The following is a 26,310-nucleotide window of genomic DNA, read 5'->3' as shown; positions in this document are numbered from 1 at the left end:
GACTTGGAGGAGTTCATCACCCGGTGGGCGAACTGGCTCGCCGACGCTCACGCGCGGCGGTTGATCCTCCCCGCCAACGTGCCGGAGCGTCCGGTTGCCGGGAACAGGCGGTCGGGCGCGGCGTGAACGGCGCCGGAGCATGCACCCCGGCGGCGGCTATAGGAGTCCGCCGCCGGGGTGCATGCTCCGGTCGGGCCAGACCGGTGGAGAACTGCCCCGCGATTGCCCATGATCACCCGGACCGCTTCTCCGCCCACCCAAGTGATCTTTAGCAATGCCCAGGTCATGGCCCGGACAGTGCTTATGAATCGTCGGACCCTACAACCGCGCCGCTGTTCGTCACGGTGACCCCGACCCGCCCGCCGAAGCCGCACACCGACGTCAGCCTGTGGCATTTGGTCGCGGTCGACCGCGACGATCCACGGCTTCGCCCCGACGAGCGCGAGTTCGCCGGGATGCGCTGGGTGGACCCGCTCCAGGTGCTGGACGAGCAGCTGGCGGGGCTGGACCCGCACATGCACCGATTCGTGGCCAAGCTGCGCGTGCTCACCCCGCGCCCGTAGGGGCGGGCCGTGGCGCGCCAGAAGCGAAGCGGTGGGCGCGGGACCTGTGTCCCGCGCCCACCGTCGGGGCGTTCCGCCGCGTCGGTCAGGAGGCGTCGGCGCCCTGCTGGTCCTTCCACTGGAAGCGGATCGGCTTGTCCGTGAAGGCGGTGACCACCCCAGACTCGCTGAGCTTCACGCAGGCGTTGTTGATGGCCCCTGCCGACCGGTTCAGGACCTTCGAGATCGCGGTGGGCGTCCAAGCCCGGTCGGGGTGTTCGCGCAGGTGCTCCTCGACCTGCGCGCGCAGCTCGCCCTTGCCCAGGCGCGGGGCGGACGGCGCGTCTTCCGCAGCCTCCGGTGCGGGCGCGGCGTCGTCGGTGTCGGTGTCGCGGATCACGTCAGTGTCCTGGTCGGCGGCGTCGGACGGCGAGTCGCTTTTCTGGGAAGCCTCGGATGCGTTAGGGCTGTCGCCGCCGGTCTCGGCGTGTTCGGTCGGACCGTCGGCAGGTTCGGCGGCTGTTTCGTCGGTGTCCGGCCCGGTCTCGGGCTCGATGTCGTCGGGGGTTGTCGGCTCGGCCTCGGAAAGTTCGTCGTCTTGGGCCTCGGCGTCCGCAGGGTCGAGGTCAGGCTCGGCTTCGACCGGCTCGGCGCCCGACTCCGTCTCGGTCTCAGCGTCGGCGTCGGCGCCGTCGGGCTGCTGGTCCGACAGGGGCTCGGTCCGCGCGGCGTCGATGTCCGCCGCCAGGGACTGTGAAGGCGTTGTGGTGGTCGCGTCTTCTTCGGCGGCGTCGTGCGGCGGCGCCGGGATCGCGTCGGCGTCGTCCGCCTCCGCATCCCCGTCCATCGTTTCGGCGGGGTCCGCGACGCTGTCGTCGTCGGCCTGTCCTTCGGCGTCGGCGGGGGCGGCGGTGTCAGCGGTCGCGCCGGGGGCGGCGAACCAGCGGTCGGCGATCCGGCGGGTGCCTTCGTGGCCCCCTTCCTGGCGCACGGCCAGGCCCGCTTCGTGCAGCGCGACCAGGGCCTTGGTGACGGTCGAACGCCCGAGCCCGGTGCGCTCGACCAGGTCGACGGTTGTCGTCCCGTCGTGCGCGTCCAGCAGGCTCAGCACGGTCGACGCCGCAGGCGTCAGGGCGGGGGCGTCAGCGGTCAGCGGCGTGTCCGTCGTGGCGGGCGCGGGGGCGGTGGTCATCTTCTTGGGCATGGCGGATCTCGTCTCAGTGCAGAAGGGAGGTCGGTCATGCCCCGGCCGGGGCGTCCCCGGCGCGATTCGCGTCTCGCCGTTGCCGAGGTCGGCGTCCATGGACGCTCGATCTGGCACGTCTGTCAACTCGGGCAGGTCAGGGCCCTGTTTGCCCGCGTCCGACCATGCTCCGACATCTGTCGAACGACCGCTAGGTCCGTGCATCACCCACGATGGCATGAAGATATCGGCAAAGACTTGATGTCTATGCGGAACATTGCGTCCATGGAGCTGCGCGCGGCCGTCGACCGTGCGGACGATGGCGCGCCCGCGCGCCGCGACGGAGCTACCCCATGGAGGAACGCCACCCATGACGACCGATGAACAACCGACAGCACCGGACGGCGAGCCCGATCTCGACCTGTACGCGATCGGCGCGGACATCCCGGATGGTGCGGCCGTGGTGCTGGTCACCGAGATCGACAACCCCATCGACGAGGTCGACAGCCACCTCAAACGGTTCATTGGGCGCTGGGCGACCGAGGACGAGGTGTCGAAGATCTGGGACGGTTACGTCTACATCCGCCTGCGCCGCGCCGACGCCGAGACGGTCGACGCCGAGCTGATCCTCGCCCACGACGGGCAGCTGATTCCCGTCGTGCGCCTGGCCAACACGACGGATTGGGCCGAGCAACTGCGGTTGCCCGCTAACGCGATCATGACGCTCCATACGGATCTCGAGAGCGGCGATCCTTGCAAGGACCATGCCGACGGCGTCGCCCCACACTGACCGCCGCGCGCAGCTGTCGGACCGCGTTCAGGGCACTTCCCCGCCCTGAACGCGGCCCGACCGCGTCCTGAACCGTCCGCCCCCGTTCCCGCTGTCCCGGCACAGCGCGCCGTGCGGTGTGCCCGAGGCCGGGCAACGGTGCGGACGGTGGTTTCCAGACGGCGGGCGCCACGGTTCACTGACGCCGGACCTGCAGGGTTTCGCCCTCCGCCATCCGCCGGGCGATGTCTTGTGCTTGCGGGAACGTCGTGGACTCCAGGCACAGTCCTGCACCGGTGATCGCGGCGGCTACCTTCTCGGCGAGGCCGATCCGTTCGCCTTCCGGGACGACGGCGAGAACCACAGACAGCCAGATCCGCAAGTCGCCGCCCGGGGAGACGATCACGGGGCCTGTCGGCGGTTCACAGCTGACTCCGGCGTCGGTGAGCGCGCGGATCGCCTGCTGCCTGATCTGGGCGGTGTTCCTGGCGTCGACGGCACGGGCGGCGGTGTAGATGGCATCGCACAGCTCGCTGGCTGCTGGGAGCGCGGCGGCTACGGAGAACGTGTACGGGCCCATCGTGACGGTGTCGGTGACGGGGTCGTAGCCGAAGCTCCAGTGGTCGCGGGCCACCTCGCGCGGCAGGGTGCCGGCGTCGCGGGCGACGCGCTGCGGACCTCGCCCCTGCCCGCGGGACCAATCCTCGAAGTGGGTGATGCCGTCGCGGACATGCTTGATGTCCGGTAGCGCGTCCTCGAATCGGAGCCTGGCCTGCGTCAGGGCGGCGCCGACAGCCGTGTCCATCCCGAGCTCTTTCAAAGCGATCTGTTCAAGCTTCTCGGCGGCCAGCAGTTGGCGCAGGGCGACAGCGAGTGTGCGTGCGTCGATTTGCCGCGAGCTGAACCACCCGACGTGGATGTCCTCGCCGTGCATGCGCTCCACCGTCACGGCGACCGTGGCGCGCCACCACTGCGACTCGGAGACCGCGATCGAGTACGGGTTGTCTGCTGGCGACCAGTCGCTCGGCGTGCTGCTGCTCATGGCGCTCATCTTCGCGCGCGCAGCCGCGAGCCGCCCGGATTTTCCGCCTCGCGACGCTATGGCCTGAAAGACCGCCCTTCGCGCTCGGGCAGGTCGCGGAAGCGGTAGCCGCGCGGATCAGTGCCCTTGGCGGACCCCTTGCTGCGGCTGGCGCTTCATCGCGCGCGCCGCTGCTTCGCGGGTCGCTGTCGAGACGCCGGCCCCGAGGGAGTCGGCGTACGCCTCGAGGGTTCGCAGCTTGCCGGGGATCTCGCTGTGCCGTCCGGCCTCAGCGAGGATGTCGAACATCTGCTGGTACAGCGTCTCGTTGTCCTCGGTGAACGCGGCGGCCTTCTCCAGCGCCGCCAGGGCCTGGTCCGGCCGGGAATCAGCGGCCAGCGTCGCGAGGCGTGCCAGGACGGCGACCTGCTCGTCGGCGACGGTCGCGATGAAGTCCGCGCTCCAGTCAAAATTGTCGCCGAGTTCTCCGTCCAGCAGCGCTCCGCGGCACAGCGGTTCGGCGGCGGCCAGCAGCGCCAGGCGCTGCTCGGTGTCACCGGCGCTGCGGGCGGCGGCGGTCAGCTCGGCGATCGTGCCCAGGTCGGTGGCAACCAGCTCGGGATTGAGCCGGTAGCGGCCGGTGGCCCGGTCGAGCAGGACCAGCCGGGGGCTGCGCTGGCCCATGGCCGCGGCCAGGCGCTTACGCAGGGAGTTGAGGCCGTCGGCACGCCACTTGGCGATCCGGTCCATCTCCTGGGGGTTGGCGTCGGGCCAGCACATCGCGTCGATCTGCTCGGAGCTGGCGCCCGCGGACCCCTTGACTGCTAGCAGCGCGGCCAGCACGCGGGCCGAGGTGCGAAGCCCGGACACTGACTGCCCGCCTGCGGTGATGTTCAGTCCGCCTAGCACGTTGATCCGTATCGGGTTTTCGTTCCATGCCGTCAGCGCCGCCTCGGCGCGCACGTCGGCGCTGGTTCGCGCCGCGTCGGCGAGCGCCCTGTCCGGGGCGGGCCGCACCGGCAGCATGGTCACCGGGGCCAGGGATGCGGTGTTGGCACCTGCCACAGGGGAGTCGGTGAGCGTGCGCTCCTCGTGGTCGTCGCCGACCGGGTCGGCTTGCCGGTCCGGCATGGGGCGCACGGGCAGGACGGTGATCGTCGCCTCGCCGCCGTCGTTCTCGTCGGCCGCCGCGCGCTCTGCGGCGTCGTGGGCCGGGGGGGTCTCCGGCCAGTCGTCTGGTTCGGCCTGGCCGCCCGGAGTGCCGGGATCGTGGCCGGCGGCGCGGGCGAGCAGGTCCAGGATGTCGGCCAGGGCGGGCGCGCTCAGGTTCCACAGCCTGGCGCCGGACCAGTCTCGGACAGCGGGGCCGGTGGCGGTGCCGTCGGCTTCGACGAAGGCGGTCGGCCCGTCCGGGTGCGCGCCGAGCAGGACGGTGGTGATCCGCAGACACGCGGAGGTGTTCATCAGGGCGGCGATCTGCGCGCTCAGAGCGCGCGCCGGGGAGGCCATGAGCACCAGCGGCGGGCAGTCCTCGACGTCCGGGTGCGCCGCGGCGAGCGCGTCCAGGTCCGGCTGCTCGTACTCCTCCAGGAGCCGGGTGCGCAGCAGCGCGTGGACTTCGGCTTCGCCGATCGCGGTGGCCAGGTCCTTGGTGGCGAATAGTTCGGGAAGCCCGCGGGTGATGGCTGGCAGCTCGGACTCGTCGACGCCGAGCAGCGCGGCCAGGTCCGCGGCCGGGATGATGAGCCTGGCCAGGTCGGCGGTGCGCTCGGGCGAGCCCGCTGACAGCACCGAGGCGGCGATCGCGCGGGCGGCCCCGGCGGCTCCGGGGCCGACCAGGCCCAGGCCGGTGCCCGTCGGGGTCAGCGGCAGCTCGACGCCGTCGCGCTCGGCGGCGCCGATCGAGCCCGGCGGCAGCGGCTCGGCAAAGCGCGTCACCGTAGGCTCCGGCAAGGGACCGGCCGGCGCGCCGAACTCGTCCAGCTCCTCGGCGTCGTCCCAGCTGTCAGCGTCGTCGCCGATGAGGTTCTGATCAGCGCCGAAGGCGTCCTCGTCAAGGTCTTCGATCCCCTTGGCGTCGAAGAGGTCGTCGTGTTCCTCGTCGTGGACTGCGTCTTCGGGCGATGCGGCCAGGCTGTGCTGGGCGGCGGCCAGGGACCGCTGGGCACGGCGGGCGGCCAGCAGCGCCCCGGGAAGCGGCGGCTCGGCGATCGGCAGGCGCGGGTCGGCGCGCCGCGTGCGCCAGCGCCGGGCCAGGACCAGCGCCGACCCGAGCGCCACGGCGAGGGTGATGCCGATGGCTCCGCCGTCGGGCAGCGAGACCGCGACTCCGCCGTGGCGCTTCGCGGCGCGGTCGCCCTGCCGGTGGTCGTCGTTCGTAGGCGTTGCGTGGGTGACGGGGGATGGGGCGGCAGTATGCGAAGCAGCGGGCGAAGGCAGCGCGCTGGGGCCACTCGTCGCCGGGGCGGACGCCTTCGGGGCCGACGGCGCGGGAGCTTTGGTGGGCGGGGCGGTGGTGGTGCTAGTGGTCGCGGGAGCCTGATCGGCGCTGGGCGGCGTGATGCGGATCTTCCAGTCGGGGCGGATCAGGTCTGGGTTGGTGAGCTGGTCGCCGTCTGCTTGGACGACGCCGGCGTTCATCTTGTAGAGGGCCGGCCAGTCGTCGCCGCTGCCGAGGTCTTCCTTGGCGATCGAGTACAGCGACTCGCCGGGCTTCACTGTGTGGACGCTTTCGCGTGGCGCGGCCGAGCTGGCGTTGCCGACCGCGAGGTGCGCGGTGGACAGACTGCCGGTCCCGGCGAGCGCGGGTGCGGTGGCTGCGACCCGGCCGCCAGTCGGAGCGGAGGCCGAGAAGGTTTCGGCGGCGTGGGCGGGGGCGGCACGCAGGAGGGTGGTGATGCCGATGGCGGCGATCAGGGCGGCGGCCAGCGCCTGGGTCGGCCCGAGGGTGGGGATGTGCGGGGCGTTGACCCGCCGTGCGGCATAGACCAGCTCGACGAGGAAGCTGACGGCCAGGATCGCCCACAGGTACCAGCCGACGACCGACAGGGCCTTGAGCAGCATCTGCGGGGTCATGGGGTTGGTCAGGGTGTGCTTGACCGCGTCCATGGTCGGTACCGAGTGCGGGATCGGGTCCCCGGCGTAGTGCAGCAGGGCCGCCGGGATGCCGGCGAGCACGCCGATGGTGATCGCGGCGGCCAGCAGCGCCTTCACCACGCGGGTGATGCCGCGCGCGGTTGCGCCGAGCGCCTGGAGTATCGCCATAATCGCCTTCGTTCCTCGCTGCTGTTCGTCGTGCTCGTGGTGCGCGCCGGGTGTGGCCGGTGCTCAGGTTCCTTGTTCGGCTCTCGCGCTGGCGGTGACGTGCGCAGTGATGGAGCCGACGCCGACCAGGCCGAGGAACTTCGTCGCCTGGACGTGGGTCACCGAGACGGTGACCGTGGTCCCGGCGACGTCCACCGTCCCGGCATCACCGGTTCCGGCCAGGTACGCCTTGGCGGCGCCGACCGCGGCTTCCGGGTCCAGCACTGCGGTCCCGCCGGCGCGCAGAGCTCCCAGGTTGAGGGCCTGGGCGCCGGCCCTGGCTGCTTCCTGGGCCTCGTTCAGGGCTTTGACCCGCCCGTCCAGGGCTCGGCCGCCGTCGTAGGCGAGCCCGACGAACACCATCAAGGCGATAACGATTACGACGGTGAACGCGGTCACCATGCCGTCCTCGCGCCGCTCGGGAGCGTGAAGCGACCGCCAGCGGTGCCGTGCGAGGTCCAGTGCGCGCTTCATGGCTGATCCGGGGTTGATCGGTAGGTGTCTATGACCGAGGAGAAGGAGCTGGTGATGGTCTCGTGGCCGGGAAAGACACCGAGCCCGGATACATCGCCCAGGCCGACGGTGCAGCTGAGCGTGACGCGGGCGGTGCCGCCGGGCGCGGTGCCGGTTACGGCGGTGTTCACGGTCATCGGCGAGCAGGTGATCCCGGCCCCGGAAAGCGCCTGCGCCGCCGCGCTGGACGCCGCGGTGTCGGCTCCGCCCGGCGTCATCGACAAGCTGGCCGCGCGGGCTGCGGCATGCACGGCTTGATCTACCTGGATCTTCGTGTCCATCAGGCGGCCGGCTGCGACGACCATCAGCAGGAACAGGATGAAGATCGGGGTGAGCAGGATCAGCTCGAGTGATGCCGACCCTTGCTCGGGGCGGGCGCGAAAGCGCGCCCATCGGCTCGGCGCGCGATGCCGGGGCGCAGGTTGTCGTCGCGTCACCGCGTCCTCCCATCGAAGTCGTTCGAGTGACGCGCGATCGAGCGCGTCACGGGGTGCTATTTGGTCCACGCCTCAACGGGCGCGGCGGCGTGAGCGGAGACGTGCAGGTGGAACCCCGGAATCAGGGACTGGACGGTTCCGGTGACGTCCGCGATGGCCTCGGCCGCGCCTCGGGTGACGGTGATCGAGCGCTGCGGCAGGGTGCCGCCGGCCACCTGGTCCAGGATCTGCTGACCTTGTGCCTGCCCGGAGCCGGAGGTCGCGCCTTGGGCACGGGCCACAGCGACAGCCTGGCTGGCGGCGGTGTGTGCGGCTTCGGAACCGAAGTAGAACATGGTGAACTGCGCCACCAGGAGGATCAGCAGGAGCAGCGGGAAGGCCAACACCATCTCCAGGGTGACCGACCCGCGCTCGGGCTGCTCGCGCAGCCGGGCGAGGCGGGACGGCCCCCTGGTGACAGCGAGGTTCGCGCCGGGACGCCTCACTGGTTCGGCGAGAGATTGAGGTTGTTCGCGGCGCCGGTGGCCTTGCTCTTCAGGATCGCCGTGACGGCGATCGCAATGAGCACCAGGGCTCCGGCGATGACGATCAGCTCAACGGTGCCCATCCCGGACTCGCGGTTCTCCTCCTTGCGCAGCTCGTTGAACCGGGCCAGGTAGCCCTGGAACATGATCTTCAGGGGGGTGAGCTCAGACATCTTCTTGCGCCTTTCCTTGGTGTTTCAGATATGCGTGCTGCCGGACGGCAACGCCTCCCGGCCGGGCGCGAGTGCCCGGCCGAAGCTGTGGGTGGACACAGCGGGGACGTCGAGCACCCCGCTGCTCCGGTTCGCGACGCGCACGGCGCGGTCTTTGGGCCGCCCCGCGTCTTCGGCGCAGTACGCTGCCGCCTCGCGGGCCAGCCGGATCGGAATCCAGCCCGCTGCGAGCAACGCGACCAGCCGCAGCAGAGACCATGCCGACGCCGACGGTTCGAGCACGGCGGCGACGAAGGCGACTAGCAGGGCTAGCGCGGCGGCGATCGCGGGTCCGACCAGCAGCACGCACCGGCTCGGGCGCTGACTGGTGCGCGCCTGAGTGGGCATCCGGGTTCCCTCCTTCGCCTGCCGCATCGCCGTCTCCATCGCTTCTTTTCACAGGCCGTTCATGACGTGGGCCATGGCCGGGTAGCCGATCAGGAGCATGAAGCCCAAGCCCATGACGACCACGGGCAAGCTCATCCGCTCGCTGGCGGCGTTCGCCTCGCCCTGGGCCTCAGCCAGGCCATTCGCGCGCAGCGTGGCGGCCTTGGCCGACAGCGACGCGCGGACCTTCGCGCCCTCAGAGCCGGCAAGCGCCAACGAAGCGGCCAGCTCGCCCAGCGCCGGAACGTCCAGCTCCGCGCCGAGCTGACCGAGGGTCTGCCAGGGGGCCACTCGGGAGATCTCGGCGGTGGCCAGGGCCTTGCGCAGCGCGGTGAAGGCCCAGCCGTCGCCCACGAGCGAGGCTTCCTTCAATGCCGCCTCGACCCCGCCGCCAGCGGCCAGCGACAGCGTGACCAGGTCCAGGAACGCGCTCAGGGCCCGGACCATGTCCTTGCGGCGCTCGGCGGCCTCGGCACGGATGACGTAGTCCGGAGCCAGGAACCCGGCTGCGGCGAATGCGACCGACAGCCACAGCGGCAGCAGCCAGCCCAGCGGCGACCCGGCCGCTGACATCAGTGCGGCCATGGCCAGCGGAGCGCCGAGACCGAGTACAGCGAGCATGCCCTTCTGTGCCAGGTGCGCTGACGTCGAGCGCTCCAGGACCGCCAGGTCCTTGCGGGCCCGCGCGCCGGGCAGGCCGAGCCCGCCGAGGAACCCCGCCAGCGGGGCTCCGGCGCGGGCCACCCAGCCGTCGGCCTTCGAGGCAAGGATCGGCGCTGGGGCGGTGCTCGCGGACAATGCCGACATGGCCTGCGCCAGGGTCGGCTTGGGCGGATACAGCCCGTAGACCAGCACCGCCACGGCGAGACCGAACCCGCCGCCGCAGATCAGAGCAGTCATCATCGTGTGGCCCCCTCATCGGTCGGGTTGGTCTGCAGGCGGGTCAGGAACCGGGTCGGCTGATTCGTGGCGGCGATCTTGTGCAGCCACATGAACGCGACGCCGAACACCCCGGCGACCACCGCGAGCACGATCTGCCCGGCCGGGCTGCTGTAGGGGGTCATGTAGGAGCCGTCCATGCCCACCAGCACCCCAGCCACCGCGAAGACGAACGCGACGATGATCCGCACCGAGGAGCGGGTGCGAGCCCGGTCGGCGGTGATCCGCATGCTCTGCGCGGCCTGTTCCCGGGCGTACCGGGCAAGCTCGCCCAGCACTTCGCCGAGGTTGCGTGCCTGCTGGCGGGAGGCCAGTACGAGAGCTGCGACCACCAGGTCGCCAGTCGCATCGCCGAGGTCCGCGGCGAACGTGCGCAGCGCCTCGTCCAGCCGCGTCCCGGCCTTCAGGTTCGCCGCCAGCTCTGCGACCTCGGCGCGGATCGGAGCTGGCGCGTTGGCCGCGGCGGCCAGGATCGACTGCTCCAGACCCGCCGCCGCGCCCAGGGTGTCGCGCAGCGCCTCGGTGAACGTCGCGATCGCTTCGATACGCGCCTGCTCGTCGGCCGCGGCGCCGTCCTTGCCGAACATGCCCGGCAGCGCCCAGGCGGCCAGCGCGGCGATTCCCGCCGCGACCGGCCATCCGGTAAACGCCCCAACGGCCACCGCTGCGGCGGCCGAGATCAGCACCCTGCGGGTGATGCCTGGTGCTTTCAGCCGCTCCAGCAGCTCCTCGGCGCCGGGGCTCTTCGGTTCCGCGTCGGCTGGCACGCCGATCAGGCCGCGCAGCATGAGCGTGATTCCCGCCGCCACGCCCAGGCCGCACAGGATTGCGGTCAGCAGCCCGGAGTTCATATCGACCACCCCGCGCGCGCCGAACGCGTGAGCACATCCTCATCCAGCCCTGCGTCGATCAGGCGCTGCGCGGTGCCGGCGGTCCAGCCGGTTCCGGGTACGGCCTGGCCGTCGCGGCCGGGCTTGTAGACCTCGTTGCTGGTGACCTCGCCGTTGTCCCCGACGCCGGTGATCTCCCGGATCGAGGACAGTACGCGGGTGCCGTCGCGCAGCCGACCCAGCTGGATCACGACGTGCAGGGCGGTGCCGACCAGCAGGTTCGTCGCCGCGCGGTCGAGGCGCTCCGGTGACTGGATGGCGTAGGTGGCCATCTTGTCGAACGCCTGCTTGGACGACGAGGCGTGGATGGTGCCCAGCGAGCCGTCGGTTCCCATGGTCATGGCGTTGAGCATGGGCACCAGTTCCTCGCCGCGGACCTCGCCGACGATGACGCGGGAGGCGTTCATCCGTAGCGACATCCGCACCAGCTCGGCTTGCGACACGGCGCCCTGGCCCTCCAGGTTCCCCTCGCGGGCCTGCATCGCCACCACGTCGGGGTGCGCCTGCTCCAGCCCGAGTTCGTAGGTGTCCTCGATGGTGACCAGCCGCTCTTCCGGTCCGATGCACGCGGCCAGGCCGCGCAGCACCGTGGTCTTGCCGCCGCCCATGGCGCCGCAGATGAGGATGTTCAGCTTGGCCCGTACCGCGGCCTCCAGCTGTGCGGCGATGTCGAGGTCGAACATGCCCAGGGCCGCGAGCTCCCGCAGCGAGGTGGCCATGTGGCGGTGCTTGCGCACGGTCAGCGACACCCGGCGGGACACTGCCATCACCGCGAACAGCCGGGACCCGTCGGGCAGCTGGATGTTCAGCTGCGGATGCGCACGGTCGAAGATCCGCTCCTCGGTGCCGGCCCGTGCCGCGATCGTACGCAGCAGGTCGACGAAGTCCTCCTCGGACGCGGCCAGCGGCCCAACCGGGACCTTGCTGCCATCGGAGTAGTGGACGAAGACATGGTCGAAGCCATTGGCCGTGATGTTCTCCACCGACGGGTCGTCCAGCCAACGCTGCAGACCGCCCATGCCGAACAGCGCGTCAAACACCGCCCGGCTCACCTTGGCCTCGGCCTGGCCGTCCAACACGTCCCGGCCGCCGCCGGCCAGCCCGGCGCGGGCGTGGGCCATCAACGCGTCGTCGATCAGCTCCCGACCGACCCGCTCCCGCTCGACGCTCCCGGAGTTGTCGCCGACGCGCTCGGCCAGCCGGGCGCCGACCGAGGCGCGCAGCTTGCGCACCAGGTGCTGCTCGTCATCGGTCAGCGCCTCACGTTCGAAGGTCGCGACGCTCATGCCACAACTCCGATCGGCTCGGCCTCGGCGCCGTCTTCTGCGCCGTCTCGCGGTTCGGTGTCGGACTTCACGGTCCGCAGGTGCTCAGCGGCCAAGGTGGCCGCGAGTTCGGCGGCGGCCTTGGCCAGCGGCAGCCCGGCGATCCCGCTGCGCGCGGCCAGCCTCGACAGGGCCCCGCGCGGATCGGGGCGGCCGGCCAGCATCGCCGCCGCCGCGGCGTCATCGGGCAGCTCGGCGAGCACGGACAGCTGGGTCGACTCCTCGATCTCCTCGACCGTGAACGGCCCAGGCCCCACGGTGACCAGGGCGAGACGGGTGTCGGTCGCCTGGCAGCGCGCCAGCAGCTGCTCGGCGCCGCTGATGACCCGGGTCAGCTCCTCCAGCACTGGGCGCACCACCAGCAGCAACACGTCCGCGGACCCGGCCACGGCCCATCCGTGTCCTTCTGGAGCCAGATCGCCAAGGTCGGCGACCACGGCCAGGTCGTCCTGGCCGGCGACCGCGTACAGCCACTCGCGGGCGTCCTTGGCGAGCATCTTCATCGCCGCCGTCGCGTTCTCCGCCGGCGGCGGCGCCAGCACCACCTTCAGCCCGCCGGGCAGCTCCTGGACGTGCTCGGCCAGCAACGAGGCGTCGCTGCTGCGGCGCGCCGCGACCGACAGCGAGGCCAGACCCGGCTCCTGGCCGAGCTTGAACCGGGCGGCCAGGTCACCGCCGCGGGCATCGGCCTCGAGCAGTATCGGCTCCCCAGCCCCCGAGCCCGGCCACATCGCCGCGATCGCGGCGGCGACCGTGGTCACGCCCGGTGAGGACTTCAACGATCCCAGCGAGATCAGCATCGTCGATCAGCTCCCCGCCGGAGCGGACAGCACCAGCTGCACCTGCGCGGCCGGAATCGCCGCGATCGCCGAAGCAGAACCAGCATCGGCCAGCAAGGACACCGAGCCCGTACCGGAGTCCGTGCCCGGTGTGATCGACAGCACCACCGCGCTCGGCGCGGCCGACAGCGGCGTCACCGTCGCGGTGCCCGAGCTGCCGGACGCCGGAGCGGTGCCGACGATCACGTGCGCGCCGGGAGCCAGCTCCATCGGGTACTGCCCGGTCTTCACCGCCACCGCGATCACCTGCTGCCCGGCAGGCGGGAAGCTGGCCGGGCCAACCTCGCGTCGCGTCACCAGCGCACCGGGGGCCAGCGGCAGCGCCGCAGCCTGCCCGACCACCGAGTTCTGCGCTGAGGCCGGGATCAGACCCAGACCTGCATTCGTGGCCACCTGCACCGTGGCCAGGTCGGACGCCTGGATGACCTGCCCGGCGCGCACGGGCTTCACCACCGCCAGATACGACTGTTTCCCGCCGAAGTTCAGCGAGGTCGCCGCGAACCCGACCGCGAACACCACCGCGAGCGCGCCGCCGAGGACTGCGTAGGGCACGCTGCGGCGCTTCGCCGCCGGCGACAGACGCGGCTCAGCCTTCTTCGCCGAGCCGCCCAGACGTCCGGAGATCTTCACCGGGGCCATTTTCGGCATGGAGGTAGCCATGTACGTCATGCCCTTTCACAGAATCGAAGGAGGAGGTGCGGACCGAGCGGCGGGACTGCCGCGCGGTGCTGATAAATGAAATGCCGAGGCCTACCCGGTGCCGGTAACGATCGCCTGCGACTGATTCACCGTGACCGGGACCGTCGCCGTGGTCGTCAGGTCGTTCAGCGTTCCAGCCTGACCCCCGCCGACCCAGTCGACGCGCCAGATGATGGTCGCCGTGACCTGGAACTTCCCGCCCGGCGCGTTACCCGAGGAGATCCGGTAGGTGTGGCCACAGTCCGGCGAGGATGCCTTCGGATCGGCGCCCGGCGGGAACTGCGACCCCGGGCCAGTACATACGATCGACTTGCCGTCTCCGAAGTCCCAGGCCACCGAGACCGGCGTCGCTGTGGCCGTCACCGACTCACCCGGCACCTCCGCCTTCGCGGATACTGGGACCCACAGACTGCGGGAAAGGAACGCCCAGGTTGGGACTCCGACCATCTGCGGGCTCCCAACGGGCGGGTTAGAGCCGATCTGCGGCTTCGGCGGCGTCAGCAGACTCCGCGCTCGATCGGCGAGCGCCGCCGGGGTCGGCAGCATCAGGGCCGCCGGCGGCGGGTTCGTCAGCCACACCATCTTCTGCGTCGTTGTGGCGACCGGCTTGTTCGGGTCGCCGCCGGTCTTGATCCCGTCCGGGCAGGTCATCAGGTACCAGGCGCCCTTCTGACCTGCATGCGATTCCGTACCAGGCTGCGGCACGTACGACGGGTCGGCGGCATAGGTGCAGTCGCCGTTGATCAGGGTCTGTTCCGGCGACGGAGTCGAGGTCGCTCCCGAACCACCGCTCGAGCCACCCGATCCTCCGCCGCTACCGGAGCCCTGGCTCGGCGAGGGTGTGGTCCCTGGGTTGCCGGGATTGTTGACATCGATCGTGCAGGAACCGGTGCCCGGAGTGCAGGTCACTCCGCCTCCACCACCGCCCCCGACGGGGACGCCCTGGTCAGCGAGCGCCGAGGACGCCCCGAGCGCGGTGAAGGCTATGAGCACACCCGCCATTACTGCTGACCGGCGGCGTATCCGGGTCAGCATGTGCCCGGCGCGCTGAACGCGAACGCGGACGCCTTCAGGACCCCGTCAGACCGCTCCACCAGGGCTTGGGTCAAGCGCCGGCCGCCTGGATGACCGTTGTGGACGAATGTCCCGTCACTTGTGTACAGGTTGAACCCGGAGTCGTCGACGCAGTCCTCGACGAGCACCTTCGCTGCAGCGCCCGAGCCGATGATCTGCTTAGCCGTCGGGTGGAGCAACTTCGGCTCGCCCTTAGCTACGTAGCCGTCGAGCTTGTTGATGTGGATCGCCTGCTGGAAGAACGACAGCGCGCCGCCGGTCAGGTGGTTTGCCAGCGTCGGGTCCTGGTCGTTCATGGTGGCCTCGACCTTTACCACGTCTGCCCACAGCGCCTTGTAGGTGGCGATAGCAGCCTGCGCCTGCGGGCTGGACTGGTCCACCGATGCCGACGCGGTCGGCGTGGACGATCCGGTGCTGCCCGGTGCGCTGGCAGTCGCGGGCTGACTCCCCGCGGAGCTGGGTGCCGTGCCAGACGAAGCGCTCGATGACTTGGAAGCGCCGCTGGCACACCCAGCCGCAGTCAGAAGTGCCGCGCCGACGGCGAAGCCGACGGCCACTCGGCAGCCAAAATGGTGACGAGCCATTTCGTATCCCCGTTACGTGACGAATGTGGTCTAGTCCGATATCGGACTCGGGTCAGGCTAGGCAGGTTTCCGGCGTTTCCGAAAGTGGCCCCGAGGAGCAAGTTATGCTCCCGATACGTTCAAATACGGACACAACGGTAGCGGCGCGCCGAATCGTGATCCCCCCGTGATCAGGTCGGCGTCGATCGTTACCGATGCCGACTCGCCCGAAAGCTGCAGATGAGCCACTTGACAACAGACGCCCCGGCTATCGCCTTGGGTGCGGCCGTCGGCACCGTCGGCGGACTATACGCGCCGCGAGCAGTGCGGCTGGCTATTGCCAAAGGCCCGGACGGCGACAGCTCCGCGGATGGGCTCCCACGGGTCGTCGCTGCGCTGATCGTGACATCCGCTGCGGTGGCCGGAGCGCTGGTCGGCGCACGGTTCGGTCTGCAGGCACGCGTGCCGGCCTACCTGTACCTCGCGGCGATCACCCCAGCGCTCGCCGCGGTCGACGCCACGACTCACATCCTGCCCAACCGCATCGTGCTGCCCGCCTACCCGCTGACCGTGGCGCTTCTGGCATTCGCCGCTTGGCGCGCCTCCGGCCCTGGAGCCCTGTGGCGGGCGCTAGCGGCCGGGGCGCTTCTGTACGTGATCTTCCTGGCCGTCGCACTCGTGGCGCCGCCGGACTCGCTGGGCTGGGGCGACGTAAAACTTGTCGGACTTCTAGGGCTCTGCCTGGGATTCCTCGGCTGGAAAACGACATGGCGCGGAATGATGCTTGCCTTCGGCCTAGCGGCGCTGTGCGTCATGGTCCGCTTACTTGTACGACACGAACAACGGAGTCATGCGCTTCCGCTGGGCCCGGCCCTGCTACTCGGCTCGCTAGCCGCCGTGATCATCAGCTAGAACCCTCGAGCTCAGCACCCTCACCATGTCGCCGACCTTGGCCAGCCAGCATCCACCGCGCGCTGCGCCGACCCGACTCCGGTATATGTGCCGAGCGATGGGCATATGCGACCTCAACCTGCCCGTTTACAAGACGGCTGGGTTGTTCGCCTGACCTGCGGCGGGACCTTGTGCCTCTGACCCTTTCCACGTATTTCCCGCGGCCCGCTCCGGCGGCCCACGGCTCTTCCGGGCGTGGGCCGCGGTTGCTTGAGGAGCTATCAGCGCCGCTTCCTGTGTCGGACCTTCAGAGTTCCGTCGAGGTGGATGTTTGTTGGCTCCGCCAAGTTCATGTCCTGCACAAGGTCCCGAACCAGTGGATAGGCAGCGTGGCCGGCACCTTGGAAGTCGCCACCCAGCTGGTCGACCGGAGCCGCAGTCTCTGCGGGCGACGACGGCAGATGAACATACTGTCCGTTCTCCTGAAGATCTATCTGTGCCGGGCCGCCAAACAGCCATACAGAAATCGCGGCATCTCCGCCAGCGCCAGCCCAAATTGCGTAGGCCCTGAGAAGGGACGGCAGCTCAACGATGGTGGCCTCAAGTTCGCTGAGGTTGAAGGTGAAAGTGCGCGAAAACCGCGTCTCGCCGAGTAATACTCATGCCCGCCCGGATCCGTCGGTGTGCAGCTCCACCGTAGGCGGGCTGCCCTCGGACCGAGTCGACGCCTTGCAAAGGAGTTGCTGCTCCACCTGGGGTGCCGTCATTGTGTAGTTGGCTGAGCCTGTCGACAGGGCCGACACCCGTGGGGCAGCAGCGCAGTCCCGCACCATCCGCCACGCAGTGCTGAAGGCCATCGAGGACGGCATCACCGACCCTGAACGGCTGGACTGGATCGTCGCTGCGGTGGTGGCCAAGGGTGACCCGGATGCCCTGTCTACCCATGTGCCGCTGTTTCCTGCTGCCGATCTGCCGGTCGTAAGCCGCGTACGCGGCTTACGACCGGCAGATGGCTTTGACGCTGCCGCGTAAGCCATGCGTGATCGGCGCGCGGAGGGTAGATGATCAGTCTGAGGCGTCGTAAAGCACTATGCCAGCATGCATATAGGGATCAAGTACGTCTCCGCGGTCGCTGTCACCGCGGCGGCCGTCCTGGTGGTGACGGCTTGCGGCGGCTCAGGCAAGAGCAACGGTCATTCGGCCGCCGCCCTGACGGACGATCAGGTCGAGAGCCTCCTGCTGACCGACAAGGACCAGCCCGGCTATAACTTCGACGCCTCGGAAGACGTGAGGTCCACCACGGACACGCCGGCTCTTGTGACCACCGGGGACAGTGCATGCCAATCTTTCCGTGATGCAGAGAACGCACTGTCCACGAAGTACGGCACGACCGTCGACCTCCGCCGGGTGCTCAACTCGGCCCACGGCGTCACCATGATCCAGGACGCCGTGGAGGTGATGCCGTCCGCCGATAAGGCCTCGGCACTGATGGCCGATCTGACCGCGGGGCTCAAGGGCTGCAAGACATTCACCGAGACCGAGGAGAACGAGCCGACTCCGACGACACTCACCGCGATCCCGCAGATGGTCGGCGACGACCGCGTCGGCTACGTCACGAGGGCGAGCGTACAGTCCGACACGGAGGTGGACACCACCTACGTGGTCCGTGTCGGCCCAGTGGTCGTGCTGATGCTGGAAACGGGAACGGTGAATCTCGGCATCGTTCCCCTTCCCCAGGCCAGCGAGACACTCCTCCGCCTGTCCGACCTGCAAGTCGCACGGTTGAAGAGCGCCGCAGGCGTCAGCTGATCACGCAGCCACAAACCGAGCACCCTGCGAGCACAAATACCTCCACGGCCACAGTCTGTCGGGGCCGGGCTTGGTTGCTCAGCGTTGAACACCGTGTAGCCCCAGCTCGCAGATCGGGAAGTCCTGGAGTTGCACCTGCCGGAGGCGGGCTACACCGCCGCGTGGCAACCCAATGTTGCGAACACGAGCAGCCCGAGGAGCCAGCTATGACAGTTCTGTAATAGCCGGTCATCCGGCGCCGGGGCAAAGGTTTCGACGCTACCTTGAGTATCGTGACCGTCTCCTCAAGCGCTGATGGGTGGCTGTTCTCGCCACCAGTACGCACTGCTCCGCCGGACAGTTCTGATCTAGGCGATGTGTTGAAGGCGTATCGAACTCGGCATGATCTGTCGCAGGCGGAGCTAGGAGATCTGCTGAACTGCGACCAGAGCTACTTGTCGATGCTGGAGCGCGGCAAGCGTTTCGTCCGCGACATTGGGGAGCTGCGCCGGTTCGCCGCGGTACTCGGGCTACCTGAAGCGGAGCTGGGCCTCGCCGATGGACAGCCAGCCGGCACGTTGGCCGGAGGAGACGCCTCCACACCGCGCGAAGTGCTGATGGACCAACGTGCATGGCGTTCGCACCGGCGTTCGCTGAACGCTCACCGCTTCGAGCTGAGCCGACGAGCGGCCGCCCTGTACCCGGATGCCCACCAAATCGGGAGCACTCCGCTACTGACTCGTAGGGACTGGCTCGCCTCGGCACCCGTCGATCTGGACGCCATCACCTTGTTGTGGCGCTCCGACGCCACTGCACCTGTCGTCACCGGGGTCGAGCCTGAGTCGGCGGCTGTACGGCCACGCTCTGTACGTGGAGGTCGGCACCATCGGTACTCTGAGGCGATCAGGTTAGTGGACCGGCCCGCATTGTTCGTCAACCGCCGCAGCTTTCGCCTGCTGGATGTGGCCTGGGCGGATGGGCGCGGCCGGATGGAATTCGGATACACCTCCTACTTCGAGATGGTCGATGTATGCGAGGCCGTGGCTCATGAGCTCACGGCTGCGGACGCCAACCCGATGTTGGGCCAGTTGCCGTTCCGATCGCTGATCAGCGATCCCTTCGATTTGGCACGCCGCCCGCTTCTGCCCTCAATCGACACTCTTACCTTGCGGCGGACTCGTGACGGGTCTGCGACGTTCGTGCTACATCGGCGCGAGGCCACCAATGTGGCGTTGGCCGGCGGCCTGATCCATGTCATGCCGGCTGGAGTGTTCCAACCCTCCACGGTGCTGCCATGGGATCAGGCCAACGATTTCGACCTTTGGCGAAACATGATGCGCGAGTTCGCTGAGGAGTTTCTGGGTGATCCGGAGGCCGACGGCGATTCCGGCGAGCCAATCGACTACTTTGACACCGAGCCCTATCGGACCTTGAATCAGGCACGTTGGGAAAGATCTATCCGCACCTGGTGCTTCGGTTTGGGTTTGGATCCACTCACACTGGCCGGCGAGATTCTGGCTGTGGCCGTATTCGACGCCGATGTGTACGACCAGGTGTTCGCCGGGATAGTCGGGCGCAACAATGAAGGCACGGTGACAGGCACCGATCCTGCCCGCCCCGAAGCCGGAATCGCTTTCACCAATGACAACATCACCCGACTGTTGGCCGAGGAGCGCTTGGCCCCTGCCGCAGCGGCGTGTCTATACCTTGCGTGGCATCATCGAGACCTGTTGTTGAAGGGCTAGGAGGGCCGTCTTGCGGGTACTGGTCACCGGGGCATTCGGGTACGTAGGTCGCGCTGTAACCCGCGCTCTGCTCGATACCGGTCATGAGGTCGTGGCCATGACCACGCAACCAAACAGGACACAACCTTCCGGCAGAGTGCAAATCGTCGTCGCAGACCTGCGTAGTTCGAACCAGCTGATGGCAGCCGTCGACCGCGTCGACGCGGTGGCACATCTAGCCGCTCTGACTCGAGTCCGCGAGTCGTTCGCCCAGCCGGGCGAGTACGCCATGATCAACACGGTGGGGACGGAGCACCTCCTTGCGGCAGTAGCCAGCACCGGACGCGTCATGCCATTCATCCATGCTTCTACAGCCGCGGTATACGGCACTCCAGAAAAGCAGCCCATCGGTGAGGACTGCGAACCCGCGCCGACCAGTCCGTACGGCGAGACGAAGTTGGCTGCGGACATGGCCGTACGCGACGCCGCTGTGAAAGGCAGCATCGGTGGAGTAAGCCTGCGCGCCTTCAACATCGCAGGTGCGGTGGGCCGGCACCCTGATCCCGACCTGACTCGCATCCTTCCCAAGGTGGTAGCCGTCGCCGGCGGGCGGTTCGACGAGGTAACGGTCAACGGCGACGGCAGCGCGATCCGTGACTACGTGCATATCGCCGACTTGGCCAACGCTTTCTGCCTCGCGATCGGCGCCGCGCAGCCGGGTAAGTTCGATATCTTCAACATTGGTGCGACTCCCGCCACAGTGGCTCAGATCATTGAGATCACCAGGAAGATCACAGGGCATGAGATTCCCGCGAAGCACAACCCGCCAGCGCCAGAGGCACCAGAGCTTCGAGCCGACACCACCCGCGCGTTGACGACGCTCCGCTGGATCCCGACACGCTCCGACTTGGAACAGATCATCGGCGACGCCTGGGATGCAGAGAAGTCGAACAGCTAGCGCAACCTCATGACAGAACTGTCATTGGAAAATCACTGACCGTAACGTCAAGGTGGAGACATGACCCCCTCCACCGAACCGGCGGTTCGGCAGTTCATCAAGCGCTGCAATGGCGCCGAACCCGGCGAGCTTCTCGACGAAGTCCATGCCGAGGCAGCTCTGCGACGAGCGGCCGACAACGGGTTTGAGATCTTCGGGAGCCTGGTCAGCGGAAGCGCCGCCTGGCGCAACGAAGTTCAGGACCTGACTTTCAGCCTCACCGAAGCCACCGAAGCTGACGCCCAACGTCGGCAGCATAAATGGGGTATCTGATGCCCCCGCGTGTAACTGATGAACGCGACGCCGCTCTCTCCGCCCCAGTCGTAACCGTGTTTCTCCACGTCGTCAACGGCGCCGGAGTTGAGCTGATTCGGCGAAGCCGCGCTGAAGCACTGCTGGAGCAGATCATCAACACACCACTGCTCGACGTCACCGGCGACGTGGCCAGCGGCTTCGCCTGGGTTGCGCCCGGTTCACACCCACGACGCTCGTACGCGGTGGTCCCCCTGGCCGCTCCAGTCTGGCCGAACACCCCGCACCCGATCCTGGTCACCGTCGAGCTGTGGTGGCCGACGGACCAGCACGGCCGTCGTCGCGTCCGGTCCTTCGCGGTGTTGGCGGAGGACCCGTTCAACGCTTACCTGATCGCCTGTTGCCTGTGGAGCACGAAAGCCACCGGTGCCGGGGCAGAAGCCGCCTTCCTGTACGGAGCGGACCGGCGTTCCGCCTACCGGATCAGCGCTGCGGCGTGGACGTGCTCACAGATTCCCGCCGAGACCATCGCACAGGCCGCAGCCACTATCGCCGATCGCGTCAGCACTGCCCCACTCCCTGGCATCCGAAGGACAAGTGCAGTGCGCGAGGAACGCATCGACGGAAGGCAGAACTTCACCGGCACGCGCGAGGAGATTGGCAAGTGTCTAAGGGAGCAGGCAGATGACCGTGAAGTCTCGATGGATATCAACGCCGCGTTCTCCCTGCCCATCGCCGGAGACCGGATCGAGACCGGCTCCTGTACCGAGTACCTGGGCAGGTCCCACTATCGCGTCACCGAGGCCTCCGACAGCGCCGAGTCAGGGGTCTCATGATGACCTCCTGTGCGCTGGCTCATCGGGTCGCTCCGGAGCCTCTGCTCGACTCGGCGGCTACGTCTGAGCGCTACGTGATCCTGATCAGCGGAGTGTTCGTGCGAAATATCTGCGGCGCGGCCGCGGAGTCGACTTTCCGGCGCTGGTGTCGCAGTCCTGATGTGGTGATGGATGGCGATCTGCGGACCGGGTTCTTCTGGGAGTGGCCGGACTCGCGGCGCACTCGGATCGAGATCATCCCCGAGCCCGACGAAGATCGCTCCGTGCACACGGTGGTGACGGTCTGATGGTCGAGTTGCAGCAGGTCAAGACCGGGTTCGTGGCCAACGACTTCTTCCTGATGGCCAATGATGACCCGTCTGGCCGGCCCCGTTTGTCGGAGCGGATTCTCGCGGTCGGGTTGGCGGGTGCGCTGCTGTGCGAGCTGATCCTCACCAGAGGGGTAGATATCGAAAAAGGCACCCTGGTGCTGACCGCCAACCGTCGTCCGCGGTCTCTATTGCTCGCTGGGTTGTGCAGTGAGGTGGAGGCGGAGGCGCCCCGTCCTGTGCGTGACTGGCTGGACTATCTGAGCTTGGAGTCGACCGAATTGGTGGGGCGACGGTTGCGGGCTTCGGGCGTCGCCCAGTTTCACGAGCCTCGGTTCAAGGTGCCGGGCAGGCCCGGCCGGTGGCTGCCGGTCGATGCGCAGGCGGCCAGCTGGCCGGCGGTTGATGTGACACGCAAGATCTACAACGGTGCGGCGACGGCGCCCGATCTGGTGCTGTTCGGTCTGACCCGCGCTACCGGTCTGGACAACCCGAACTTGTGGGAGATCCGCCACCTGCTGACCGATCCGGGGCTGCTGGAGCAGACGCTTTCGCCGTTGGCGGTCTTCAATCCGGTGCTCGTGGAGCTGGTGGCCCACACCGCGGCCGCGGTCGGCAGCGCTGTGGCGAGCCAGCGCAAAGGCTGACCGCCTAGCCCATCACCCTACTAAGCCTGTTGATTTCCAAGAGGGAGTGTTCTGTGTCGATACCATCACCGGCTTCGGCTCCGGCCCCGAGCAAGATGTCGGCGGCGCTGGCCAAAGAACGGCTGGGTGCGCCCGCTGTGGGGTTCTTCATCCTCGCTGGGGTCGCGCCGTTGACCGTGACCGAGGGGGTGGTGCCCTCGGCGTTCGCCGCGACCGGCCTGACCAGTGTGCCGGCCGCGTTCCTGGTGGTCGCGGCGGTGCTGGCTGTGTTCGTCATCGGATACCTGGCGATGGCGCGCAGGATCCCGAACGCCGGGGCGGCCTACTCATTCATCTCCCAAGGCCTGGGCAAGCCTGCCGGGGTGGCCGGGGCGTTGGTGGCGGTGGTCGCCTACAACCTGTTGCAGGTCGGGCTGTACGGGATGATCGGGCCGCAACTGGCCTCCTTCGCCGCCGACAACTTCGACGTTCACCTGCCGTGGGGCGTGTGGGCGTTCGGCGCGTGGGCGGTGGTGACTGTGTTGGGGCTGGCGCGGGTGGACTTGAGCGGCCGGGTGTTGGGCGTGCTGTCGGTCCTGGAGCTGGTGGTCATCGCCACGGTGACGATACGGGGTCTGACACACCCGGCGGCGGGCGGTGTCAGTTTCGCGGCGCTGTCCCCGAGGAGCCTGCATGCCTCTAGCTTGGGTGCGGTGCTGGCTGTGGCCGTGCTGGGCTTCGTCGGGGTGGAGCAGGGACCGGTGTTCAGCGAGGAGGCACGCGACCCACAGCGCACGATCCCGACGGCCACCTACATCTCCCTGGCCGTGATCGCCGCTGTTTACGCTGCCGCGTCCTGGGCTTTGGTCGTGCACTACGGCGACCAGGTGGTGCCGACAGCTCAGGGCCCAGACGGCACCGGGATGCTGTTCGCGATGGCCCCGGGAACCGTGGCCAGCATCGGCCGCAGCTTGTTCCTGACCAGCCTGCTCGCGGCGGCGTTGGCGTTCCACAGCGCGGTCGGCCGATACATGTGGGCTTTGGGCCGGGAGCGGGTGCTGCCGGCGGTGATGGGCACCACCGGTTCCACCGGGGCGCCCCGGGCGGCCTCCATCGTGCAGAGCCTGCTGGGTGCGGCGGCGATCTTGATGGCGCTGGGCCTGCACTGGGATCCGGTCGGGCAACTGTTCTTCTGGGGCGGAACGACCGGCGGTGTCGGGATTCTGCTGCTGTTGACGGCGACCTCGGCCGCGGTCGTCCGCTACTTCTGGACGTTGCCCGCTGGCGAGCCGGTGTGGCGGCGCCTGGTAGCGCCGACAGCCGCGACGGTGCTACTGGCGGTGATGGCGTGGTTGTGCATCGAACACTTCGATGTGCTGCTCAACGTCGCACCCGGCTCGCTGCCCACCAAAATCCTGCCCGGGCTGTTCGGCATCGCCGCCGTCGTCGGCGCCGGCTGGGCGCTGGTGCTCAAACACCGCCAGCCCGACGCCTACGCAGCCATCGGCTTGGGCAGCGCCGCAATGGCCCACAGCATCACCACCACCGCCGGGACCTCGACGACGCCGTCTGCGAAGACTACGAGGAGCACGCAATGAGCCCACGGCACCAGATCGTCCCCGCGCAGCCGCAGGACGCCACCGCACTGAGCCGCGTGATCGCACGGGCCTTCCACGACCTGGCACCCTCGGTGTGGCTGATCCCTGACAGCGAGGGGCGTACCCGCCTGTTCCCCGGCTACTTCCGCCTGTTCGTCGACGAGGCGATGGCCCGCGGACGCGTCTACACCACCCTCGAACTCACCGCAGTCGCCCTGTGGCTTCCCTCGACCCCCAACGAGGAACCAGACTCGTCCGGCTACGACGCCGGCCTGCCGGCAGCCACCGGCATCTGGGTCGACCGATTCCGAATCTTCGACGCACTGCTGGCCGAGCACCACCCCCACGACACCGCCCACGACCACCTAGCCATCCTCGCCGTCGACCCCCACCACCAACACCAAGGCATCGGCACCGCACTACTAGCCGCGCACCACGACCACCTAGACGCCGAAGACCCACCCCGCGCCGCCTACCTGGAAGCCAGCGACGCCACCACCAGAGAGCTCTACCTGCGCCACGGCTACACCGACCTCGACGACCCGATCATCCTGCCCTCCGGGGCACACATGTACCCGATGCTGCGCCGCACCAACGGCACCTGACACACACGATCGGCCCACGTCCGGCCGCGACACCTAAGACCGACCGAGCGACAGAAGTCGATGCAGGCATGCCAAAAACCGGACGACCGCCGGTGGCGGCGATCGGCTGGAGCTTCCTCCTCCGATCACCAGTTGCCGTTGTCCCTACGACCTAAGAAAGATGTTGATGTCCGTTCCAACTCCCGCAGCGCCACCGCCGATACGCGCCACATACGCCTACCCCGCCATCCTCGCGGTGTATGCAGCGGTATTCGGTGCCGCAGCGTTCACCTGGACCGCGCTGCTGCTGTACACCTATCACGCCCTACCTGAGGCGTGGATGGCGGCGATTCTGCGCCATCAGAACGGTGCCGATGTCGTACCTGCCGTGCTCGCCGGCTTGGCAGCGCTGATGATCTGCGCCGCGCTGATCACATCGGAACGCGGCAAGCAGATAGTCGTGTTCAACAGTCCCGGGCGCCGTGTCACGGCCTTGGGAATCATCGCTGCGGCACTGATTCCGGTGGAATGGGCGCTGCGCCATGTGCAACTGCTGGAAAGCGACGACCTGACCCCGCGGATCGTGGAGTTGGTCGGCAGCGCCGCACTGGCTGGAGCGTTGGCGGTGGTCCTGGCCGCTCCGGAACCGGCCGAGTTGGGCATCGGAGGCCGCAAGCACCGCAGCATCACCGAGTTTTACGCGTTAGCGCGCACCTCGCTGCTGGGCCTGCTCGGCAGCTTGGCCGCGGTCAATCTGATCCTGTACGGGCTCAAGCCGCCAGCGCTGGTCGGCCCTGTTGGCCCTGGCAGCGGGATGGTCGAATCCTTTTGGTTCTGGATCGCTGTGGCGTGCGTGAACGCCGTCGTCGAGGAAGGCATCTGCACCGCCTGGCTGTATGCGCTGCTCCACCGCGCCGGCCGGCCGAGGTACGAGATCTACGCTGTCGCCGTCCTCGCTCGGGTCGGCATCCACCTGTACATGGGCTTGCCGGGCTTGGGGGCGGCAATATTCGCCCTGGTCAACATCCGCCTGTTCGAGCGCACGGGCCGAGTGGCGCCGCTGATCCTCGCCCACGCCTGTTTCGACTGCGCCACCATCACCGGCAACCGGACTGTGCTCTACGTCTTCATCAGCGCCGGCGCATTGATGCTGCTGTACCCACCCAGCTTCCTGCCGCGACGCCGCGCCACTGAACAGAACCGCGGCGACAGGCCCCAGCACCAACCGGCGATGGAAGCAGCCCGCACCGGAGGCCCGTCGTGAGGATCACGGTGATGCTTGTAGTCACGTTTTCGATCGTGGCCTTCCATCTGATCAGACACGATCACTGGTCCATCCGTGCACCGGGACAAACAGCGGGCTCCTTCTGCAACCCGACGCCGCAACCGGTCGGATCAGGCGGCGGGATCGAGAAGGCCTGTTGATCCCGCCACGACTCTGAACTCCGCCGGGCCGGTGTGAGCGCGCCCGGCCCGGCGGCGCACC

At 68.7% G+C, this 26,310-nt stretch carries 30 protein-coding genes; 15 read left to right on the top strand and 15 right to left on the bottom strand.

The annotated features are described in order from the left end of the window. The first annotated feature begins 344 nt into the window (after positions 1-344). The gene (locus CACI_RS19980; protein WP_049871649.1) at positions 345-563 is read left to right on the top strand and encodes a hypothetical protein; all 219 of its coding nucleotides are present in this window, start codon (positions 345-347) and stop codon (positions 561-563) included. Between the two features lie 85 nt (positions 564-648). On the opposite strand, the gene CACI_RS19975 is transcribed toward CACI_RS19980, so the two are convergent. Beyond that, complete coding sequence (locus tag CACI_RS19975) at positions 649-1,746, bottom strand: MarR family transcriptional regulator (RefSeq protein ID WP_015792639.1); 1,098 nt, start codon at positions 1,744-1,746, stop codon at positions 649-651. 349 nt (positions 1,747-2,095) lie between these two features. Here CACI_RS19975 and CACI_RS19970 point away from each other — a divergent pair, with 349 nt between their 5' ends. After that, positions 2,096-2,515, top strand: a complete 420-nt coding sequence (locus CACI_RS19970; protein WP_015792638.1) for a hypothetical protein — start codon at positions 2,096-2,098, stop codon at positions 2,513-2,515. Between the two features lie 175 nt (positions 2,516-2,690). Here CACI_RS19970 and CACI_RS19965 read toward each other — a convergent pair whose 3' ends face one another. Continuing rightward, positions 2,691-3,428 carry a hypothetical protein gene (locus CACI_RS19965; RefSeq protein WP_143765328.1) on the bottom strand — a complete coding sequence of 246 codons (738 nt, stop codon included), beginning with the start codon at positions 3,426-3,428 and terminating at the stop codon, positions 2,691-2,693. Here CACI_RS19965 and CACI_RS51300 point away from each other — a divergent pair. Continuing rightward, the gene (locus CACI_RS51300; RefSeq protein WP_190276785.1) at positions 3,427-3,603 is read left to right on the top strand and encodes a hypothetical protein; all 177 of its coding nucleotides are present in this window, start codon (positions 3,427-3,429) and stop codon (positions 3,601-3,603) included. The two genes, CACI_RS19965 and CACI_RS51300, sit on opposite strands and share 2 nt — an antisense overlap. Before the next feature lie 50 nt (positions 3,604-3,653). Here the strand turns inward: CACI_RS51300 and CACI_RS19960 are convergent, their stop codons facing one another. The 13 genes from CACI_RS19960 to CACI_RS45825 all read right to left on the bottom strand — a co-directional run bounded on the left by CACI_RS19960 (position 3,654) and on the right by CACI_RS45825 (position 15,037). Then, entirely contained in the window at positions 3,654-6,779 is a 3,126-nt protein-coding gene (locus tag CACI_RS19960) for a LysM peptidoglycan-binding domain-containing protein (protein ID WP_015792636.1), read from the bottom strand. Between the two features lie 63 nt (positions 6,780-6,842). Further along, positions 6,843-7,292 (bottom strand): TadE/TadG family type IV pilus assembly protein, encoded by a 450-nt coding sequence (locus CACI_RS19955; protein WP_143765327.1) that lies wholly within the window; start codon positions 7,290-7,292, stop codon positions 6,843-6,845. Further along, positions 7,289-7,768, bottom strand: a complete 480-nt coding sequence (locus CACI_RS19950; protein ID WP_015792634.1) for a TadE/TadG family type IV pilus assembly protein — start codon at positions 7,766-7,768, stop codon at positions 7,289-7,291. Before CACI_RS19950 ends, CACI_RS19955 begins: the two co-directional genes overlap by 4 nt. Before the next feature lie 56 nt (positions 7,769-7,824). Beyond that, positions 7,825-8,253: a TadE/TadG family type IV pilus assembly protein gene (locus CACI_RS19945; protein ID WP_015792633.1), complete on the bottom strand. Its 429-nt coding sequence runs from the start codon at positions 8,251-8,253 to the stop codon at positions 7,825-7,827. Next, complete coding sequence (locus CACI_RS19940; protein ID WP_015792632.1) at positions 8,250-8,465, bottom strand: hypothetical protein; 216 nt, start codon at positions 8,463-8,465, stop codon at positions 8,250-8,252. The genes CACI_RS19945 and CACI_RS19940 overlap by 4 nt, the downstream gene beginning before the upstream one ends. A 24-nt stretch (positions 8,466-8,489) precedes the next feature. Beyond that, a complete protein-coding gene (locus tag CACI_RS45830) occupies positions 8,490-8,852 on the bottom strand; it encodes a hypothetical protein (RefSeq protein ID WP_143765326.1) in 363 nt (120 codons plus the stop codon). 48 nt (positions 8,853-8,900) lie between these two features. Further along, complete coding sequence (locus tag CACI_RS19925; RefSeq protein ID WP_015792630.1) at positions 8,901-9,794, bottom strand: type II secretion system F family protein; 894 nt, start codon at positions 9,792-9,794, stop codon at positions 8,901-8,903. After that, positions 9,791-10,681 (bottom strand): type II secretion system F family protein, encoded by an 891-nt coding sequence (locus tag CACI_RS19920; RefSeq protein ID WP_015792629.1) that lies wholly within the window; start codon positions 10,679-10,681, stop codon positions 9,791-9,793. Before CACI_RS19920 ends, CACI_RS19925 begins: the two co-directional genes overlap by 4 nt. Next, positions 10,678-12,006, bottom strand: coding sequence for a CpaF family protein (locus CACI_RS19915; RefSeq protein WP_015792628.1), 1,329 nt, complete (start codon positions 12,004-12,006; stop codon positions 10,678-10,680). Before CACI_RS19915 ends, CACI_RS19920 begins: the two co-directional genes overlap by 4 nt. Next, the gene (locus tag CACI_RS19910) at positions 12,003-12,845 is read right to left on the bottom strand and encodes a hypothetical protein (RefSeq protein WP_015792627.1); all 843 of its coding nucleotides are present in this window, start codon (positions 12,843-12,845) and stop codon (positions 12,003-12,005) included. Before CACI_RS19910 ends, CACI_RS19915 begins: the two co-directional genes overlap by 4 nt. A gap of 6 nt (positions 12,846-12,851) precedes the next feature. Beyond that, positions 12,852-13,532 (bottom strand): SAF domain-containing protein, encoded by a 681-nt coding sequence (locus CACI_RS19905; protein ID WP_190276784.1) that lies wholly within the window; start codon positions 13,530-13,532, stop codon positions 12,852-12,854. A 102-nt stretch (positions 13,533-13,634) separates the two neighbouring features. Further along, entirely contained in the window at positions 13,635-14,576 is a 942-nt protein-coding gene (locus tag CACI_RS52555) for a hypothetical protein (RefSeq protein ID WP_223297593.1), read from the bottom strand. 35 nt (positions 14,577-14,611) lie between these two features. Continuing rightward, a complete protein-coding gene (locus CACI_RS45825) occupies positions 14,612-15,037 on the bottom strand; it encodes a hypothetical protein (RefSeq protein ID WP_049871644.1) in 426 nt (141 codons plus the stop codon). A gap of 432 nt (positions 15,038-15,469) precedes the next feature. On the opposite strand from CACI_RS45825, the gene CACI_RS19890 reads away from it, so the two are divergent. From CACI_RS19890 to CACI_RS45820, 12 genes are all read left to right on the top strand, one after another. Continuing rightward, positions 15,470-16,132 (top strand): prepilin peptidase, encoded by a 663-nt coding sequence (locus CACI_RS19890; RefSeq protein ID WP_143765324.1) that lies wholly within the window; start codon positions 15,470-15,472, stop codon positions 16,130-16,132. 822 nt (positions 16,133-16,954) lie between these two features. Then, the gene (locus CACI_RS50005; RefSeq protein WP_143765323.1) at positions 16,955-17,143 is read left to right on the top strand and encodes a hypothetical protein; all 189 of its coding nucleotides are present in this window, start codon (positions 16,955-16,957) and stop codon (positions 17,141-17,143) included. 66 nt (positions 17,144-17,209) lie between these two features. Next, a complete protein-coding gene (locus tag CACI_RS19885) occupies positions 17,210-17,920 on the top strand; it encodes a sensor domain-containing protein (RefSeq protein WP_015792622.1) in 711 nt (236 codons plus the stop codon). Between the two features lie 272 nt (positions 17,921-18,192). Then, the gene (locus CACI_RS19880) at positions 18,193-19,644 is read left to right on the top strand and encodes a helix-turn-helix domain-containing protein (RefSeq protein ID WP_015792621.1); all 1,452 of its coding nucleotides are present in this window, start codon (positions 18,193-18,195) and stop codon (positions 19,642-19,644) included. 10 nt (positions 19,645-19,654) lie between these two features. After that, entirely contained in the window at positions 19,655-20,581 is a 927-nt protein-coding gene (locus CACI_RS19875; protein ID WP_015792620.1) for an NAD-dependent epimerase/dehydratase family protein, read from the top strand. A 60-nt stretch (positions 20,582-20,641) separates the two neighbouring features. Next, entirely contained in the window at positions 20,642-20,893 is a 252-nt protein-coding gene (locus tag CACI_RS19870) for a hypothetical protein (RefSeq protein ID WP_015792619.1), read from the top strand. Then, on the top strand, positions 20,881-21,708 hold the full coding sequence (locus CACI_RS19865; RefSeq protein ID WP_143765322.1) for a hypothetical protein: 828 nt from the start codon (positions 20,881-20,883) through the stop codon (positions 21,706-21,708). The genes CACI_RS19870 and CACI_RS19865 overlap by 13 nt, the downstream gene beginning before the upstream one ends. Next, complete coding sequence (locus tag CACI_RS19860; RefSeq protein ID WP_015792617.1) at positions 21,705-21,995, top strand: hypothetical protein; 291 nt, start codon at positions 21,705-21,707, stop codon at positions 21,993-21,995. The genes CACI_RS19865 and CACI_RS19860 overlap by 4 nt, the downstream gene beginning before the upstream one ends. Next, positions 21,995-22,663, top strand: coding sequence for a GOLPH3/VPS74 family protein (locus tag CACI_RS19855; protein ID WP_015792616.1), 669 nt, complete (start codon positions 21,995-21,997; stop codon positions 22,661-22,663). Before CACI_RS19860 ends, CACI_RS19855 begins: the two co-directional genes overlap by 1 nt. Before the next feature lie 53 nt (positions 22,664-22,716). Further along, positions 22,717-24,240, top strand: a complete 1,524-nt coding sequence (locus CACI_RS19850; protein ID WP_015792615.1) for an APC family permease — start codon at positions 22,717-22,719, stop codon at positions 24,238-24,240. After that, a complete protein-coding gene (locus tag CACI_RS19845) occupies positions 24,237-24,845 on the top strand; it encodes a GNAT family N-acetyltransferase (protein ID WP_015792614.1) in 609 nt (202 codons plus the stop codon). The genes CACI_RS19850 and CACI_RS19845 overlap by 4 nt, the downstream gene beginning before the upstream one ends. A gap of 166 nt (positions 24,846-25,011) precedes the next feature. Continuing rightward, entirely contained in the window at positions 25,012-26,088 is a 1,077-nt protein-coding gene (locus CACI_RS45820; RefSeq protein WP_190276783.1) for a CPBP family intramembrane glutamic endopeptidase, read from the top strand. Positions 26,089-26,310: the final 222 nt, after the last annotated feature.

This window comes from Catenulispora acidiphila DSM 44928 (genome assembly GCF_000024025.1).
Taxonomy (GTDB): domain Bacteria; phylum Actinomycetota; class Actinomycetes; order Streptomycetales; family Catenulisporaceae; genus Catenulispora; species Catenulispora acidiphila.
Note: the sequence above shows the minus strand (reverse complement) of the source record. Positions and strands in the feature narration are given on the sequence as shown.

Excerpts from the sequence above, each read along its gene's own strand:
- CACI_RS19920 (WP_015792629.1), bottom strand. The coding sequence starts at position 10,681 with ATGAACTCCGGGCTGCTGACCGCAATCCTGTGCGGCCTGGGCGTGGCG.
- CACI_RS19905 (WP_190276784.1), bottom strand. The coding sequence starts at position 13,532 with ATGCCGAAAATGGCCCCGGTGAAGATCTCCGGACGTCTGGGCGGCTCG.
- CACI_RS45830 (WP_143765326.1), bottom strand. The coding sequence starts at position 8,852 with ATGCCCACTCAGGCGCGCACCAGTCAGCGCCCGAGCCGGTGCGTGCTG.
- CACI_RS51300 (WP_190276785.1), top strand. The coding sequence starts at position 3,427 with ATGCGCTCCACCGTCACGGCGACCGTGGCGCGCCACCACTGCGACTCG.
- CACI_RS19865 (WP_143765322.1), top strand. The coding sequence starts at position 20,881 with ATGGGGTATCTGATGCCCCCGCGTGTAACTGATGAACGCGACGCCGCT.
- CACI_RS19975 (WP_015792639.1), bottom strand. The coding sequence starts at position 1,746 with ATGCCCAAGAAGATGACCACCGCCCCCGCGCCCGCCACGACGGACACG.
- CACI_RS19855 (WP_015792616.1), top strand. The coding sequence starts at position 21,995 with ATGGTCGAGTTGCAGCAGGTCAAGACCGGGTTCGTGGCCAACGACTTC.
- CACI_RS19955 (WP_143765327.1), bottom strand. The coding sequence starts at position 7,292 with ATGAAGCGCGCACTGGACCTCGCACGGCACCGCTGGCGGTCGCTTCAC.
- CACI_RS45820 (WP_190276783.1), top strand. The coding sequence starts at position 25,012 with ATGTCCGTTCCAACTCCCGCAGCGCCACCGCCGATACGCGCCACATAC.
- CACI_RS19845 (WP_015792614.1), top strand. The coding sequence starts at position 24,237 with ATGAGCCCACGGCACCAGATCGTCCCCGCGCAGCCGCAGGACGCCACC.
- CACI_RS19885 (WP_015792622.1), top strand. The coding sequence starts at position 17,210 with ATGCATATAGGGATCAAGTACGTCTCCGCGGTCGCTGTCACCGCGGCG.
- CACI_RS19925 (WP_015792630.1), bottom strand. The coding sequence starts at position 9,794 with ATGATGACTGCTCTGATCTGCGGCGGCGGGTTCGGTCTCGCCGTGGCG.
- CACI_RS19910 (WP_015792627.1), bottom strand. The coding sequence starts at position 12,845 with ATGCTGATCTCGCTGGGATCGTTGAAGTCCTCACCGGGCGTGACCACG.
- CACI_RS19860 (WP_015792617.1), top strand. The coding sequence starts at position 21,705 with ATGATGACCTCCTGTGCGCTGGCTCATCGGGTCGCTCCGGAGCCTCTG.
- CACI_RS19970 (WP_015792638.1), top strand. The coding sequence starts at position 2,096 with ATGACGACCGATGAACAACCGACAGCACCGGACGGCGAGCCCGATCTC.
- CACI_RS19965 (WP_143765328.1), bottom strand. The coding sequence starts at position 3,428 with ATGCACGGCGAGGACATCCACGTCGGGTGGTTCAGCTCGCGGCAAATC.
- CACI_RS19940 (WP_015792632.1), bottom strand. The coding sequence starts at position 8,465 with ATGTCTGAGCTCACCCCCCTGAAGATCATGTTCCAGGGCTACCTGGCC.
- CACI_RS19870 (WP_015792619.1), top strand. The coding sequence starts at position 20,642 with ATGACCCCCTCCACCGAACCGGCGGTTCGGCAGTTCATCAAGCGCTGC.
- CACI_RS19960 (WP_015792636.1), bottom strand. The coding sequence starts at position 6,779 with ATGGCGATACTCCAGGCGCTCGGCGCAACCGCGCGCGGCATCACCCGC.
- CACI_RS19915 (WP_015792628.1), bottom strand. The coding sequence starts at position 12,006 with ATGAGCGTCGCGACCTTCGAACGTGAGGCGCTGACCGATGACGAGCAG.